Annotated in this window: 16 protein-coding genes; all 16 read left to right on the forward strand. The window is 46.0% G+C overall.

Annotation, left to right across the window (positions count from 1 at the left end):
- The first annotated feature begins 9 nt into the window (after nucleotides 1–9).
- The 16 genes from ABTV53_RS05835 (at nucleotide 10) to ABTV53_RS05910 (ending at nucleotide 16,699) form a co-directional block, all read left to right on the forward strand.
- Complete coding sequence (locus ABTV53_RS05835; protein WP_433751573.1) at nucleotides 10–1,032, forward strand: glycosyltransferase; 1,023 nt, start codon at nucleotides 10–12, stop codon at nucleotides 1,030–1,032.
- A gap of 43 nt (nucleotides 1,033–1,075) precedes the next feature.
- Nucleotides 1,076–1,981 (forward strand): glycosyltransferase, encoded by a 906-nt coding sequence (locus ABTV53_RS05840; protein ID WP_433751574.1) that lies wholly within the window; start codon nucleotides 1,076–1,078, stop codon nucleotides 1,979–1,981.
- 8 nt (nucleotides 1,982–1,989) lie between these two features.
- Nucleotides 1,990–3,366: a lipopolysaccharide biosynthesis protein gene (locus ABTV53_RS05845; RefSeq protein ID WP_433751576.1), complete on the forward strand. Its 1,377-nt coding sequence runs from the start codon at nucleotides 1,990–1,992 to the stop codon at nucleotides 3,364–3,366.
- Entirely contained in the window at nucleotides 3,353–4,381 is a 1,029-nt protein-coding gene (locus tag ABTV53_RS05850) for a polysaccharide pyruvyl transferase family protein (protein ID WP_433751578.1), read from the forward strand. The genes ABTV53_RS05845 and ABTV53_RS05850 overlap by 14 nt, the downstream gene beginning before the upstream one ends.
- Nucleotides 4,378–5,760: a sugar phosphate nucleotidyltransferase gene (locus ABTV53_RS05855; RefSeq protein WP_433751580.1), complete on the forward strand. Its 1,383-nt coding sequence runs from the start codon at nucleotides 4,378–4,380 to the stop codon at nucleotides 5,758–5,760. Before ABTV53_RS05850 ends, ABTV53_RS05855 begins: the two co-directional genes overlap by 4 nt.
- Before the next feature lie 32 nt (nucleotides 5,761–5,792).
- Nucleotides 5,793–7,124, forward strand: coding sequence for a UDP-glucose dehydrogenase family protein (locus tag ABTV53_RS05860; RefSeq protein WP_339299763.1), 1,332 nt, complete (start codon nucleotides 5,793–5,795; stop codon nucleotides 7,122–7,124).
- A 13-nt stretch (nucleotides 7,125–7,137) separates the two neighbouring features.
- On the forward strand, nucleotides 7,138–8,058 hold the full coding sequence (locus tag ABTV53_RS05865; RefSeq protein WP_433751582.1) for an LCP family protein: 921 nt from the start codon (nucleotides 7,138–7,140) through the stop codon (nucleotides 8,056–8,058).
- 21 nt (nucleotides 8,059–8,079) lie between these two features.
- Nucleotides 8,080–10,239 (forward strand): hypothetical protein, encoded by a 2,160-nt coding sequence (locus tag ABTV53_RS05870; RefSeq protein WP_433751583.1) that lies wholly within the window; start codon nucleotides 8,080–8,082, stop codon nucleotides 10,237–10,239.
- A 10-nt stretch (nucleotides 10,240–10,249) separates the two neighbouring features.
- Complete coding sequence (locus tag ABTV53_RS05875) at nucleotides 10,250–10,834, forward strand: VanZ family protein (RefSeq protein WP_433751585.1); 585 nt, start codon at nucleotides 10,250–10,252, stop codon at nucleotides 10,832–10,834.
- Between the two features lie 84 nt (nucleotides 10,835–10,918).
- The gene (locus tag ABTV53_RS05880; RefSeq protein ID WP_433751587.1) at nucleotides 10,919–11,440 is read left to right on the forward strand and encodes a hypothetical protein; all 522 of its coding nucleotides are present in this window, start codon (nucleotides 10,919–10,921) and stop codon (nucleotides 11,438–11,440) included.
- A gap of 292 nt (nucleotides 11,441–11,732) precedes the next feature.
- Nucleotides 11,733–11,984, forward strand: coding sequence for a hypothetical protein (locus tag ABTV53_RS05885; protein ID WP_433751589.1), 252 nt, complete (start codon nucleotides 11,733–11,735; stop codon nucleotides 11,982–11,984).
- Nucleotides 11,985–12,016: 32 nt separating this feature from the next.
- Nucleotides 12,017–12,925, forward strand: coding sequence for an ABC transporter ATP-binding protein (locus tag ABTV53_RS05890; protein WP_433751590.1), 909 nt, complete (start codon nucleotides 12,017–12,019; stop codon nucleotides 12,923–12,925).
- Nucleotides 12,918–13,709, forward strand: coding sequence for an ABC transporter permease (locus ABTV53_RS05895; RefSeq protein WP_036668933.1), 792 nt, complete (start codon nucleotides 12,918–12,920; stop codon nucleotides 13,707–13,709). The genes ABTV53_RS05890 and ABTV53_RS05895 overlap by 8 nt, the downstream gene beginning before the upstream one ends.
- Before the next feature lie 172 nt (nucleotides 13,710–13,881).
- On the forward strand, nucleotides 13,882–14,955 hold the full coding sequence (locus ABTV53_RS05900; protein WP_433751592.1) for an AI-2E family transporter: 1,074 nt from the start codon (nucleotides 13,882–13,884) through the stop codon (nucleotides 14,953–14,955).
- Between the two features lie 224 nt (nucleotides 14,956–15,179).
- The gene (locus ABTV53_RS05905) at nucleotides 15,180–15,575 is read left to right on the forward strand and encodes a GntR family transcriptional regulator (protein WP_253431596.1); all 396 of its coding nucleotides are present in this window, start codon (nucleotides 15,180–15,182) and stop codon (nucleotides 15,573–15,575) included.
- A gap of 23 nt (nucleotides 15,576–15,598) precedes the next feature.
- Nucleotides 15,599–16,699 carry a DUF1648 domain-containing protein gene (locus ABTV53_RS05910; protein WP_433751594.1) on the forward strand — a complete coding sequence of 367 codons (1,101 nt, stop codon included), beginning with the start codon at nucleotides 15,599–15,601 and terminating at the stop codon, nucleotides 16,697–16,699.
- Nucleotides 16,700–16,721: the final 22 nt, after the last annotated feature.

Genomic DNA, 16,721 nt, shown 5'->3' on the forward strand with positions numbered 1-16,721 from the left:
GGTGCCTGGATGGAAAATCCGACGGTGTATATGCTGCCCAAGATGATTGAGAACAATAAATTCAATGAGCTGTTATCCGATTCCATTGAGAACAAGGGATGGGAAGTAAAACAGTTTACCAAAAAAGATCTAATCAAACTGAGAAAAAATGATGTGCTGCATTTCCATTGGCCCAGCTTTTATTACAGAGGTTCATCCGTGTTGTCCACAGTAATCAAATCCATTCTATATGTATTGATGATTTGTTTTGCACGCTTGCGCGGGGCCAAATTGTTCTGGACGGTGCACAACATCTGGCCTCACAACAGCGGTAAAACGCGTTTCGATTATTGGATGAGAAAAATACTGGTTCGAAATTGCTCCAAGCTGATTGTCATGGGCAAACCCTTGATCTCTGAGATCTGCTCGACGTTTGGGATTGATTCCAGCCGGATCGAAGTTATTCCGCATGGACACTACAAGGGAGTTTATCAGGGAAAAGGCGTGAATATCCGCTCCCGGTTTGGCATTCCGGAGGATAGTTATGTGTATGCGTTTTTCGGTCAGGTATCGCCGTACAAGGGCGTGGATGATTTGCTGGAGGCATTCAAGGAGCTGGATTCGGATCAGGCCCATCTGTTGATTGCCGGTAAAAAAGTGAAGGACTACGATCTCGGTGAAGAATTTCTCGAGAGCGGACATATTCATACCCATTTTCATTTTATTGAAGATGATGAATACTCGGATTATTTTGATGCAGTCGATTCGATCATTCTTCCATACAAGCAAATTGCTACTTCAGGCAGTGCAATTCTGGCATTGACCTTCTGTAAACCTGTGGTGGCACCACGGATTGGCTTGTTGGAGGAATACCTGCCCGAAGATTGTGCGGTCCTCTACGAACCTTCTGATCCGGATGGATTGCTTAAAGCGATGAATATGATCCGATTAAAACAATCGGAGTTTCAGGAAGGCAGTGGTTTTGTCAAAGCGTTGGAGCGGCTGGATTGGCCAGTGATTGCCCAAAGGACACTTACCCTGTACTCCAGTTAGTGCAGATGAACGGGTGGACCTAATTGAAAAATATGGGGATGAAATGATGAAAGTAACCGTCGCGATCTGTACGTATAACCGTGCACAGGATGCGGTAGAGGCTATACGAAGTGCCGTACAACAGAATTACGCAAGCAGCGACTATGAGATCATACTCATTGATAACAATTCAAAAGACAACACACGAGAAATCGTGCTCCAAACCATCTTGCAGCATGAGAACCATTCGATCCGGTATGTGTTGGAAGAAAAGCAAGGCTTGTCTGTAGCCCGTAACCGGGCCATTCATGAGGCGCGCGGCGAGTATATCCTGTTCCTTGACGATGATGCCTTTGCTTGCAGGGATTGGATTCGCCAGATCGTTAGCGTGTTTGAGATGAATGAAAATATCGGTTGTGTCGGTGGCAAGATTGACCCGATCTGGGAAGTGCCTGAGCCAATGTGGATTCCACCAGAGAACAGGTCGCTGTTCACCATTCTGGATTTTGCAGATGAAGTCACTGAGATGAAAAGTCCTTATATTCCATTTGGTGCAAATGTGGCTTTTCGTTTATCCGTCTTTGATCAACTGGCTCCCTTCCGTGAAGACCTTGGAAGAGTGGGGAACAATCTTCTCTCTAGTGAAGAGAGTGAGTTAATTGCAAGAATACGGACAAAGTTCAAGGTATATTACACGCCGTATGGTGCGGTACAACATAAAGTAGCCAAAGAGCGAACAACGAAGAACTGGTTTCTGCGCCGAATCTATTGGCAAGGTGTGAGTGATGCCATTCGTGATCAGGACCGTGGTGTTGTGCGTACTGCCAAACATGGCATTAAGTTGGCACAAGGGATCACGACGGCACTGATCTACATCTATAATGCAGATCGGTTCACTCGTCAGCTTGCCAAAGTATGTTACCGAAACGGCATGATCGTTGGGTCGCTTCGTCAAAACAGTAAGGGATGAGGATCGCTATGGCGCAAGTTGCACTTCGCAAAGTATTCAGAGGAAATGGCTTCATGAGTGCCATATTTCAGACAAGTGGAACCAATCTGCTGGTCATGACACTGACGATGCTGTCTTCCATTTTGACGTCACGCATGTTCGGCGTAGAGGGAAAGGGTGCGTTTTCGGCCATTCTATTCTGGCCTGCGCTATTAACCGGATTGGTCGGTTTCGGACTACCAACTTCTATCATTTACAACATCAAACAGAGCGCAACCGAGAAGAGTGCGCAGTATGTTCGATTAAGCTTTCTTTTTCAAGTTCCAGTGTGCATCATCATTGGTGTTGTGGCCTGGTTTGGATTACCCTTCTGGCTCTCCAGCTTTCCGCCGGAGGTCGTGCAGATCTCCAGATGGTATACGATTGCTACCGTTCCGGTACTTATTGTCATCAATCTCATATCAGCCCTCTCGCAGAGTCGGGAGAAATTTGCTGTCTATAATGGCATTCGATTAATGATCCCCCTGTTTAATGTAGGTGGGCTTTTTGTGTTATGGGGCCTGGGCATGCTGAGCATTCAGCTCGCGGCTGCGATCTATTTTGTAACCAGCTTCTCCGTGGTGGCGTGGGCTATCTATGCCAACCGCAATGAATTGAGACTGAGGTGGTTCAAGGATCGGGTGGACCGGAGCTCAGCCAAGAAGCTTTTTGGTTATGGCAGCAAGGTGTATGGCGTTGAATTGTTAGGAACGCTGTATACCCAGTTTGATAAAATTATTATTTTGGCTTTGCTCACCCCGCGTGATTTTGGATTGTATTCCGTCGTATTTGCGTTATCAAGAATCTACAATGCGGTTCAAACAGCGATTAGCAATGTGGTTTTTCCGAAGGTGACCGGATTGCCCCAAGAGCAGATTATTCGAACGGTCGGCAGAGCCTTTCGTATCTCGCTCATGGCCATGATGATCATTGTGATACCAACCATGTTTGTGGGGAACTACCTGATGGGTCTTCTGTTTGGCTCTGAATTCCTGGAAGCGAGTGTCGCATTTTATATTTTGGCTGTGGAATGCATTATTGGTGGGGGTTCATGGATTCTGGCATCTGCATTCAATGCGCTTGGTCGGCCAGGGCTGGTGATGATCAGACAGCTTATTGCACTCTCGGTGACGGTGGCCTTGTTCTTTGTGTTCACCCCGCTATGGGGACTCAACGGAATTGCGATTGCCTTATTGATCGGGTCCATTGTGCGCATGGTAGTCACTGTGGCCGCGATGAAGATTGTATTCAAGGTGAAGTTCGCCGCCATGTTCTATGACAAGGAAGATCTGCCGTTCCTCTATGAACGGTTAAACAAAAAAAGAAGAAGAGTCACCCAAGGAGGAGATGGAGATGCTGGGCACTAACAATATTCATCCAATGGAAGAGTTGAAGGGACATTTACGTCAGATTTTGAAGGTCATTCCACCGCGTACCGAGATCTATTATCTGGATTACCCGGTGCATAGCAATGGTGGCGACTTGTTGATTATGAAAGGTACTGAGGCTTTCTTCCGGGACAATGATATTCATGTACGTGCCAGATACAGCATTCTGGATTGCCCTCTGTCTCTCAAGGTTCCGGAAGGCATCACGATTGTGTTGCACGGGGGAGGTAACTTTGGTGATCTGTACCCTGCCCATCAGAAACTGAGAGAACGTATGATTGCCCAGCATCCCAATCACCGGATTGTGATTCTGCCTCAGACGATGTTTTATAAAAGTGATATTGAATTGAAAAAGACAGCCCAGGTGTTTAACCGTCATAAGGATGTGCACTTTTTTGTCAGAGACACATTATCTTATGAGATAGCCAGTAAAGAGTTTCAACAAACCAATGTGTATCTATCCCCGGATATGGCACATCAATTGTGGCCTCTGAAGTCCAAAAGCAAGCCTACTGCAGAGATGTTATATTTCTTCCGTAAAGACATTGAGAAAACTCAGAATCAGGTGCATTACGAATCCGTCAGTGGACCCAAGGCTACGTTTAAGGACTGGGAGACATTGTACAACCGGGTAGACCGGAAGATCATTCGCATGATTACATCCCGGTTGAAGTCAGGGAAAGGCAGCTCTTTCGCCCGCTGGTTGTGGTACAAATACTCTGATCGGATGGTACATACGGCCATTAAGGAATTCAATCAATACCAAACCATCACGACATCCCGTCTGCATGGACATATCCTGGCCTGTCTCCTGGATCAACCGAACATCCTGCTGGATAATTCATATGGCAAGAACTCGAATTATTATGCAGCCTGGACCAAGAGCAATCCAGCAGGCAGACTCGAATCCAATCAGACCAGCACATATAACAAGCAAACGGAGAACGGCAAGGGAGCGAGTACGGTTGTGTTGTCGGATGGTGCAGCCCTATGAGAAGTATTCTGTTATCCGGCGGTTCTGGCAAGCGTCTCTGGCCGTTATCCAACGATTCCAGATCCAAGCAATTTCTTAAAGTTCTTCATGGGCCAGAAGGAAGTCCGGAATCCATGGTACAGCGGGTGTGGAGACAGCTGAATCATGCCGGACTTGCATCAGAGGCTCTTATCGCAACCAGTTTGCCACAGGTGGAGATTCTGACTTCTCAGCTGGGAGACGATGTGAGACTGGTTGTGGAGCCCGAGCGTAGAGATACGTTTCCTGCGATTGCGCTGGCAGCCTCCTATCTGTATTCCGTAGAGAGTGTGAGTCTGAATGAGACGATTGCAGTGTTGCCAGTAGATCCTTTTGTTGAAAAAGAGTTCTTTGAGGTTCTGTCAACCTTGCCAGAGATGCTCGATAAATCAGGTGCCGATCTGGCCTTAATGGGAGTGGTGCCGACGTATCCGTCAGAGAAGTACGGATATATCATTCCGCAATCTTCATCTCCCAGTGAAAGTAGCAACGAATATGTTAATGTAGCGAAGTTCCAGGAGAAACCCTGCGAATCCGATGCAGCGCTCATGATTGAGCAGGCCGCATTATGGAATTGCGGGGTTTTTGCTTTTAAGCTGGGATATTTAATTAATCTGCTCATTAAGATGGAACTGCCGATACAGTATGACGAGATACTGAAACAGTACGGAAGACTGCACAAAATCAGTTTTGATTACCAGGTGGTCGAGAGAGCCAATCAGATTATCGCTATTCCGTATAACGGTTTCTGGAAAGATCTAGGCACGTGGAACACACTCACGGAAGAGATGGGAAGCTCGGTTGTAGGAAAAGGGTGGATTACGGGAGATTCCCTGAATACCCACCTGGTGAATGAATTGAACATTCCGGTTGCCATATTGGGATTGTCGGATGTGGTGGTCGCCGTGAGTCCGGATGGGATTCTGGTCAGTGACAAAGAAGCCAGTCCACGGATCAAGGAAATCTTGAAGAATGAGGATCAACGCCCCATGTATGAGGAGCGTAGGTGGGGTTGCTATCGGGTTTTGGATTACACAAGAAACGAAGCTGGCGGCGAGGTTCTCACCAAACGAATCTGCATCAGTGCCGGGAAAAACCTGAGTTATCAATACCATTTGCTTCGCAATGAGGTGTGGACGGTTGTATCGGGAACAGGGGAATTGATTCTGAATGGACAGAGCCGAATGATCGGGCAAGGAGATACAGTGATCATTGACCGGAGTATGCTTCATTCCGTCAGGGCCGTTACGGAACTGGAGATCATTGAAGTACAGATCGGCAGTCAGCTGATTGAAGAAGATATCGTTAGAGTGTCTACCGAATGGCAGGACATTGTTCAGACATATGTGAAGCACGCGTAACCAACACATTAGGACATGGAGGAGATTATGGGATGAATATTACGGTGATTGGCACAGGGTATGTGGGTTTGGTATCGGGCGTATGTTTTTCGGAACTGGGAAATAACGTGATCTGTGTCGACAACAATGTGGAAAAAGTGAATATGTTATTGGACGGTCATGTTCCGATCTATGAACCGGGTCTAAAGGATATCATGAATGCCAATATGAAAGCAGGAAGGCTGTCCTTCACCACCAACATTCAGGATGCTATCAGCCGTTCGGATATCATCATTATCGCGGTGGGTACACCATCCCTGCCCAATGGCGAAGCGAATCTGAGCTTCATTGAGCTTGTCGCACGAGAAATAGGTTCTTATATGGATAATTATAAAATAATAATGACTAAAAGCACTGTTCCTGTCGGAACCAACGATCGTATTCAGGAATGGATCAGCAGTTTGACCAATCATCCATTCGACATGGCATCGGTACCGGAGTTCCTTCGAGAAGGTACCGCTGTACAGGATACGCTCTATCCTGACCGGATAGTCATTGGGACACATAGTGAGCGGGCAGTCGCCACGTTGAAGGAGCTGCATCAGCCATTAACCGATCAGATTATTGTTACGGATATTCGCTCGGCCGAAATGATTAAATATGCATCCAACGCTTTCCTGGCAACCAAGATCTCATTTATCAACGAAATCTCTAACATCTGTGAAAAAGTAGGAGCCGATGTCAGCCGCGTTGCCGAAGGCATGGGCTATGACAGACGAATCGGTGCCTCCTTTCTCAAGGCAGGCATTGGTTACGGAGGTTCCTGTTTCCCTAAGGATACACAGGCTCTGATTCAAATTGCAGGTAATGTGGATTATGACTTCAAACTGCTGAAGTCCGTGGTGGAAGTGAATAAAGATCAACGCTTCAACGTCATTCGTAAACTGGAAGACGCACTAGGCTCACTCGAAGGGAAGGAGATTGCCATCTGGGGGCTCGCTTTCAAACCGGATACCGATGACGTTCGTGATGCTCCGGCGATTGAGATCATTCAGCGTTTGCTTGAGCAGGGGGCAGTGATTCGGGCGTATGACCCCATCGCTACCGAGAACTTCCGCAAAGAGGTGGATTCCCCATCCATTACGTGGGAAGAGCGTGCCATGAAAGCCGCGGAAGGTGCTGATGCACTCTGTGTTCTGACGGAATGGAAAGAGTTCATGGAGGTTAACCTGACTGATTTGGCAGCGCATATGAATCAACCCATTCTGATTGATGGAAGAAACATCTACGGAGAAGATCAGATTAAAGATACATCCTTCCAATACTACTCCGTTGGTCGTCCAGGTCTAACCAATATCGATGGTAGAAAAACAGCAGTCATCTAACGGAGGCCATACCATGAGACGCGGGATCAAAATAACATTAGGTGCCATTTCCCTTGTTGCAGTTGTCATGATTGGATATTCTGTGTATCTGTATTCGCATGTTAAATCAGCGGCGGATCAAATGTATGAACCCCGGGAACCCATCAAGCAGGTATCTATCGTAGACCAGCGGGGCGGAGGAGATTTCCCTGTGGACATGGAGAAGGAAGAACCTTTTAATGCTTTGATCCTGGGTGTGGATGAACGTTCCAATGATCGGGGGCGCTCCGACACCATGATTGTATTAAGTGTTAATCCGGCGAAACAATCCGCACTTATGTTTAACATCCCCCGAGATACCAGAACGAATATTGTTGGTCACGGTACGGAGGATAAGATCAATCATGCTTACGCTTTTGGCGGCGTTAACATGTCTGTGCAGACCGTGGAACAATTGCTCGGCGTTCCCATACACTACTACATGAAAGTGAATATGGAGGGCTTTGCACAGGTCATCGACATGGTGGGTGGAGTGGATGTGAATAACCCGTTTGCATTTGACTATGAGGGTTATCGGTTCGAGCAAGGGAATATTCATCTGGATGGTGAAGCTGCTTTGGGATTTTCGCGGATGCGTTATGATGATCCGAAGGGAGATCTCGGGCGGAATGACCGTCAGCGGGAGATCATCAAACAAGTGCTGAATAATACGGTCCAGGTATCCAACGTGTTGCAACTGGAGACGCTGCTGGACGAAGTCAGTGCTCACGTCAGAACCGACGTTACCTTTGATGAGATGAAGCAGATGTTCTCCAATTATCGTTCGGTACTGGACCATATTGAATCCGTTGAGATTAAAGGCACGGGCAAGAAAATAGATGGAGTGTATTACTATATCGTGGAACAGTCGGAACGAGACAGGATACATCAGATGATTGAAGAACATTCAAAATGATCGGATAGGGCGGTGAACCAGATGCGTATCTCCAGGCTATTGAAATTATCCCTGATTGTGCTACTCATGTATATGCTCATGATACCGGCAAGTACAAGTTATGTTCAATCAGCTCAAAACTATCAATGGAAGAATATACCTATTGGTGGTGGGGGGTACGTTACGGGGGTGGTCATTCATCCGACTGAGCCTGATCTGGTTTACGCTCGAACTGACGTAGGAGGAGCCTATCGGTTGGATGCAGCCTCAGGAGACTGGGTCCCGCTACTTGATCATTTCGGAGATGAGGACAGCAATCTGTACGGTGTGGATGGGATTGCACTGGATAAGCAAAACCCCAATATCGTGTATATCGCGGCAGGTAAGTACGGGAATGTGGGGCCGAGCGATATTCTGAAATCCACTGATCGAGGAGAGACATGGATTCGAACCGGACTCAATCTTCGGAATGAATCGAATGGAAATATCCATCGCGCCATGGGAGAGAGCATCGCAGTTAATCCCACGAACTCCAATTACCTGCACGTGGGAACACGATATGATGGATTGTATACTTCCAGTGATGGTGCAGCCACGTGGAGCAAGGTATGGGATGTACCTAGCGGGCTGTCCGGTGAGGGAATTCGGAGTGTAGCTTATGGATTGAATCCCGTGACGAAGCAAGGTCAAGTTGTGTATGCGGGGGTTCGCGGCATTGGTGTGTATAGCAAAGCACCAAGAAGCAATGGGCAGACCACTTGGCAACTTACCGGGAGAAGCCCCGAATATCCTGCCCGTATGACTGTGGCGAAGAACGGCACGTTGTATGTGACCACGGATAATCAAGGCGTCTACAAGTTCAATGGTGTGCAGTGGACGAATATAACACCCAGCTCCAGTTACTCATCTTATTATGGAATCACGATTGATCCCAATAATGATAATCACATCCTGGCAGCCGTTCGAACAGGCGGAGATAATCTGCCGCTGTATCGTTCCGTTAATGGCGGACAGAGTTGGACAACAGTGAGCAAAACGCTGGTATCCAAACCGTCATGGTGGACACCCAACATGTTTTTCTCAGCAACATCCAGTATCAACTTCGATCCACATAAGCCGGGCACCGTATATGCTACAGACTGGTTTGGCGTATACAAGACAGACAACATCAATGGTACCAATGGATTGACTGGAAGTACTGCGAGTACCTGGGAAGCCATTACCGATGGTCATGAAGAAGTCGTCGCACTCACTGCATCCACACCGCCTCAGGGTGTTTCATTCTTTAGTGGTTTAACGGATCAGGTCGGATTTAGACATGAGAATGTATCTGATGTTCCTCTCAATAAAATTCCGCTCGCGGGTATGCGAGAAATTGTAAGTATTGACTATCATGAAGCAAATCCGAATTACATGATATTTCTGGGAAGCAGCGACTGGTATGGTACGACCACACGTTTATTTGTCTCTACCAATAACGGAGTTACCGTAACTCCAATGAATGTTCCGGCTGGCTCCAAACTGGGCAGGGTCGCCTACTCGGCCATCAATCCCAATGTAATTGTTTATTACCCCCAGACCGGTAATCCGGTCAGAAGCACGAATCGTGGCGCAACATGGCAAAATATGAATGGTGCTCCTTTTCAGGCTATCGGGGGGAATATGGTCTTCGCCTATAATCATCCACTGGCTGCGGATCGCATCAATGGATATAAATTTTATATGTATGCTGCCGGTTATATGTATCGGTCTACGGATGCAGGAGCCAACTGGTCCAAAGCGAATGCGGTTCGCCTTCCTATTAATACGGATATCAATACAAGCTTCATTAAAGTCGAGGCTGCACCTGGCGTGGCGAATCATGTATGGGTGAGTCTGGGAACCGATGGATTATATGCATCGACGAATTCGGGAAATACATTTTCCAAGGTCCAGGGTGTGCAGACTTCCAAATTATTTGCCTTTGGAAAAGCTAAGCCAGGTAAAGTGGTTCCAGCTGTCTATGTATATGGCACCGTAAATAACGTGAATGGATTCTTCCGTTCAGATGATATGGGGGCCACTTGGAACAATATAGGTCCTTTAGGTACTGGAATTGGGCTGGGCAATGAACCGCAAATTATGGCGGCAGACCGTCAAATCTATGGTCAGGTATATGTAGGTACGAATGGCAGAGGTATGTACGTTGGATCAATAGAATAACGAGAGAGATATGAAAGTGGTGAAGATCAAAATGATGGAGGAGGGCTCCAGGCGCACGAGACAAAAGCATGTACGAAGAACGTACGGATTTCTCATTGTTCTGCTGTTGATTGTGATCTGGATTCTGGTCATCTGGTCCATGTCCACGCAATCCTCTCAACAGCAAGACATTCAGCCTTGGCTTCATAAATGGTCTCAAAAATTGCACATCGGTTTTACACTTCCTGATGTGCAATTCACTTACGGGGAGTATGAGTATTCGCTGAAGCAGAGGCCATATGATTTTGCAGAGTTCATCTTTCGCAAGAGTGCGCACTTATTTGTATACGCTGTGCTCGCCGTGCTTGTGTACGGCGGGCTGCGATACAGGAGAACATCCCTTGTGACCAGTATCGTTTCTGCTCTGGCTGTGGTGTTCGTTATCGCCTCCCTTGATGAGTATATTCAGCAGTTCAGCCCGGACCGGACAAGCTCTATACGTGATGTTGGAGTAGACTTGCTCGGCGGATGCTGTGGGATTGCCATATATGCAGGACTTCAGTCCATTATCCGAAGGTTCAGGAAGGGAAAGCGGACTTCCCTTCACAGTGAGTGATTTCCCAGGAAATTAGATGTATCGTTCAACTTCTACTTGTCTGTCATCCATCATAAGTATGGAGTAGGACAAGGAGGATTGGACATGCTGCGAAGAAGGAACCGGAATGCTTTGCTCAAAAAGATCGGGTTCATCACGATCATTGTATTATTGCTGTGGTTGATTGCCAGAACCATTCCGTATTTGTTTCAGACAGATACATCGGATGAAGCTGCTGCTGTTGCCGAAGAGTTTTACAAATATGAGCAGACGGGTGACTTCGGCAGTTCGTGGGAACTCTTTCATCCCCTGATGAAAGATCGGTTTCCCAAGAGTGCTTACGTACAGAACAGAGCACATATATTTATGCAGCACTTTGGCGTGGAGACCTTTGAGCTGGAGATGGAAAAGCCGGAGCGCGAGTTTGATGTAACCGTGATCGATGGTGTTAAGCCATTCTCTGAAGCCTACAAAATTCGGGTTACTCAAACGTACTCAGGCACGTTTGGACAGTTCGATATTGTGCAGACCTGTTATCTGGTACAGGATGGTGATGACTGGACCTTATTGTGGTATTATCCAGACTCGAAGCATGAGAATACCTCGCAGGTCGACAATAGTGACTGATCAGGAATCGTTGGCAACGTTGTAAAAAGAGATCGGGACTCCGTCATGATGATATTAACCCATACGTTGCACCGAATTGTATCATTTACCTAACATGAAGCTCTGTAAATGCGAGACTTTTGTCGCATTTATGGAGCTTTTTTTGTGTTTTGCTTGTTTTTATGGCTCTAAAGCCTTGACAATAGTCGCGGTGTCAAGTAAATTACGAGGTAGATACAAAATGTATCAATTTTCAGCGTCTAACGACAAATAACAAGGACTTCTAAGCTCCTTGTGAGGGGAAGGAATATCATTGATCGAAACGGGCCGCTTTTACTGTGTCAGTTGTGGGATGATTGTGTCGGTCACTAGAAGCTCTGTCGAAATGAAGGAAGAGGGCAATGGAGGCAATCACGTATTTCGCACCGGATTCTACCGGAGTGAAATGCCGCTTGGATGCTGTGAAGCGTGTGTAGTTGAAGCAAAACGTCAAGGGAAATTCCAGTTTGCGGGACAATATACTAAAGATTATGATACACTATGTTCATATGAGAAACGGGCATGAATGATGTGCTCGTCCATGAAGGAGGGGATTGAATGCAGCAGGAGCCGGTCGTCCGGATTCAGGGCGTCAGCAAAATCATATCCTCCCGATCATTGGTCAGCGACCTGACTCTGGATATTTCTCCGGGGCAGGTTTTTGGTTTTTTAGGACCTAATGGCGCGGGGAAAACAACAACAATTCGGATGATGGTTGGACTGATGTCCATCAGTAAAGGTGACATTTTCATCTCAGGATACAGTGTGAAGAATGAATTTGAGAAGGCGATAGCCGAGGTAGGAGCTATTGTGGAAAATCCGGAAATGTACAAGTTTCTGACCGGGTACCAGAATCTCGTTCACTTTGCTCGCATGTCGCCGGGTGTTACGAAAGAACGTATAGCGGAAACGATTGAGCGTGTGGGGCTTACGGCTCGTATTCATGATAAGGTCAAAACCTATTCACTGGGCATGCGCCAGCGTCTGGGTGTCGCGCAAGCGATATTACATAAGCCGAAGCTGCTTGTACTGGATGAGCCGACCAATGGTTTGGACCCACAGGGCATACGGGAACTAAGGGATTATTTGCGTGAGCTCACTCAAGCGGAAGGCATTACAGTCTTCGTCTCCAGCCATTTGCTGTCGGAGATGGAATTGATGTGTGATACCGTCGCTATTATTCAGAACGGCAAGTTGATTGATGTAAGGAATCTTCGAGCGGAAACGGGTGCGGATGCATTAATAGAAGTTGCTTTTGAAGTAAATGATGCACAACGCGCCGCGAATCTGATTCAGGGTGCTACCTTACAGGGCAATGTCCTGGTGGCACGGGTGTCTCGTGAACAGATTCCGGATATCAATGCCAAGCTGGTTAGCGAAGGGGTTCAGGTATATGGTATTCGTAACGTGACTCATACCCTGGAAGAACAATTCTTGCAAGTCACTGGGGGTGGAGGTATTGGGTAGTTTCGGTAATCTGATATTGAATGAGAATATGAAAATTTTCCGTCGTCCCCGTACCTGGATCATGTTATCGATTCTGGCGCTGATCTCACTATTAATGCCAGTGTTACTGCGAGAAGGAATGGGGTCCAATGAAGTTTTGTACTGGGAAGCGGCTGTAACGACCATCCAGATTACGTTTTTCCTGAACACGATCTTCTGTGTCGTGATTGCAGCGGAATCGGTCGCGGGCGAATTTACCTGGGGAACCATTAAGCTATTGCTGATCCGTCCATGGTCACGAAGCAAAGTTCTCGCTTCCAAATACCTGACCGTAGTTGGCTTCAGCATTGTCAGTACATTGCTAATCATTGCGATGGCCATGCTAACGTCTTATATCCTTTTCTCGCATGATGCTCCAGGAGGAAGCAGTAGTCCGGCTACGAATGCTCTGACATTATGGGGATATTTGTACGTTGATCTGTTCATTACACTTGCAATTGCCTTCATGGTGTCTTCCGTATTTCGTTCAGGTGCACTTGCGATAGGATTATCTCTGTTCATTATGTTCTCACAGAGTATCTTCTCACTCATATTCAATCCGGTCCGTTATGAGTGGGCCAAGTATGTTCTATTCAACAACATGGATCTTAGCAAATACATGACCTCCGGGGCGGATTTTGCGCTAATGGGTGGTCCAAGTGCAGGAATGACACTGGGTTTCTCCATTGCAGTTCTGGCGGTGTATTACGTTATTTTCATGGTGATTTCCTGGGTTGTATTCAGCAAAAGAGATGTGGCAGGCTAACGCCTGCTTCTTTTTTTGCTCCAATGCTGTTTTGGAAAGAAAAAAGGGTATATTCAGTATGCCTGTGGCATGACTGTCATTTAAGGGTAATTAGTAGCATAGTCATTGACTAGTTATACATATGAACGCCGCAGTCACTTTGGCAGAGCAGCGCATGGAGGGATCACGCTTCTTGATAAATAACAAGTTCTACCGCATATGTACAGCGATTATTCTGCTGCTGCTCATCGTGTATCTGGGGGATAAAGTAAACTTTATTTTCAGACCCCTGACCTCACTGATTCACATCATCATCATTCCGCTGCTGATTGCTGGTTTTTTCTATTATCTGCTGCGCCCGCTCGTCGATTATATGGAAAGGCACAAGATCAAGCGTGCATTGTCGGTTCTGATTATTTATGTCGTCATTGCATTAATGCTTGCAGGTTTCAGTGTGCTCGTATGGCCTTCCCTGCGTGAACAACTGATGAATTTTGTGGAGAATGCTCCAGCATTGGTTGCTTCGCTCAGCGATCAGTTGGCTGGACTTGAGAATAATCGTTTTGTCTCCAAGTATCTGCCGGAGGACTCCGATCTGTTCGCGCGATTATCGGATTATCTGAGCCAAGGAATCACTCAGGTCACCGATTATGTCTCCGGGTTATTCTCGGTGGTATCCAATCTGGTTATTATCCTGGCAACATTCCCGATCATGCTCTATTACATGCTGAAGGAGGGAAGCAAGTTTGGGACTAATCTAACCTTGTTATTGCCGAGACATTATCGCAAGGATGGAGAAGAAACCGTCCATGAGATCGATGAAGCACTAAGCAATTATATCGTCGGCCGGGTTATTGTTAATGTAGCCTTGGGAATGCTGATGTACATCGGTTTCCTCATCTTAGGTTTGCCTTATGCATTGCTGCTGACCGTCGTATCCATAATTCTGAACTTCATCCCTTATGTGGGTGCTTTGCTGGCAGCTATTCCGGTTGTCATTGTCGCGTTTATCGAATCTCCTTCGATGGCGATCTGGTCACTGGTGATCATTGTGATCGCACAGCAAATTCAGGATAACCTGATCTCACCTTACGTTTATGGCAAGCAGCTTGATATTCATCCACTGACTACCGTTATCCTTTTGCTCGTGGGTGCTGACCTGGGAAATATCTTGGGGATGATTATTGTCATTCCGTTATACATGATCCTGAAAATTATAGTTCGCAAAATCCATTATCGGATTGTCGAGGATAAAACTGAACTTTGAAGGGCATTCAAAATATCACGCTGTCATATGATAACACTACGGTTTTTTTTGAATCACATAGATAAGCTCAACAGGTTAAGCCGCATATCAATGGTGAAGGGTCAGGTAAGTGTGCCCTCGCGATGGATATGCGGCTTTATTTTTTTATTTTCATTTTTATTGATCACTTATGTTATAGTTGTTATACTTGATATATAACAGATAACAAAAAAGAAGGTGAACCCTTGATTATTCAACTGGATATGCAATCTGAACTTCCCATCTATTCGCAACTCGTTTATCAAATTATTGAAGGCATTGCCAGTGGCGAGTTACAGCTAGGTGAGGCGTTACCTTCGGTTAGGAATTTGGCCGCAGATATCGGTGTTAACCTTCATACAGTCAACAAGGCTTATACAATACTCAAGCAAGACGGGTACATTCTGGTTCATAGACAAAAGGGAGTTGTGGTAAACCCTGATGGAATGCCTGATTTAACGGATGATTTTTTGAAAAAGCAGCAAAGAGAATTAAGACCGATTATTGCCGAAGCGATATGTCGTGGAATGACCAAAGAGGAACTGTCTGCGGTCTTAGACCAAATGTATGATGATGTAAAGATGGGTCACAACAAAGAATAAAGAATCAAGGGAGTGTGTTATGTATGCAACTATTTAGTATATTGCCTATCATTTTAATCTTTGCTCCATTAGCCTTACTTCTATCCTTTGCACCTTATGTGACAAGGGAAACCATCAGCTTTGGAGTTACGGTAAGTCAATATAATTACTACACACCAGTCTTACGTAAGCTCCGGAGGACGTTTACTACAGTAAGTCTGATCGGAAACGGGTTAATTATTCTTGTCTGTCTGTATGTACTCCGATCTGCCAATGAAGAGTCTACCGCAATGATCACCGGTGTGTGCACAATGATATTCATTGTGTACTGGGCCGCACTACACATATTATTTCATTTCAAGATGAAAAAGATAAAAGAAACACTTACAACTGTAGAAGCACCTCAAAGGGTTAAAATCGATACCACCTTCCGCCAAAATAAACTCACCTATTCCAACTATTGGTTTCTCGTTCACATTGCTATTATTGTAGCCATTGCAATCATTACAATCTTGAATTATAACGCACTGCCTAACGTCATTCCGATGAAATATGATCTTAAGGGCAATGTCACCTCCAGTGTGCCCAAAACCTACCTTTCGGTACTGGCTATTAACCTTGTACAGCTAGGAATCATTGCACTGATGATGCTGGTGAACTGGAGTATTAAAACAAGCAAACAACAGCTTACTCCATCTAATCCTGCCCAATTTGCTGCTGATCATATCCGATTCCGCCGTAAGTGGTCCCTATTTACGATCATAACAGGCTTGCTTCTTACCATCTTGTTTGCCTTCATTCAGATAAATATGTTCGTACCTAATCAGGTCTTGTTAACAGCGATTAGTCTGATCACCTCAGTGGCGATCTTATTAGGCGCTATATTGTTGTCTCTCACAGGCAGACAAGGCGGTGGAAAAATTAGGAATAATCAGGGAGATCGCGAACGGTCCAAGGAGCAGCCTGTGAATGACGATGATTATTGGAAGCTTGGCTTTATTTACTTCAACCCCAAAGATCCTTCTTTTACCGTAGAAAAACGTTATGGCATAGGCTGGACGATTAACTTCGCTCGTCCACTATCTTGGGTCCTATTGTTATTCATTATTGCTATTGTTGTTTTAAGCAGAGTTCTGAGCCAATAAAAGCTCATAGACTATGCATATT

It is taken from the genome of Paenibacillus amylolyticus, from assembly GCF_050990605.1.
Classification (GTDB): Bacteria; Bacillota; Bacilli; order Paenibacillales; family Paenibacillaceae; genus Paenibacillus; species Paenibacillus amylolyticus_H.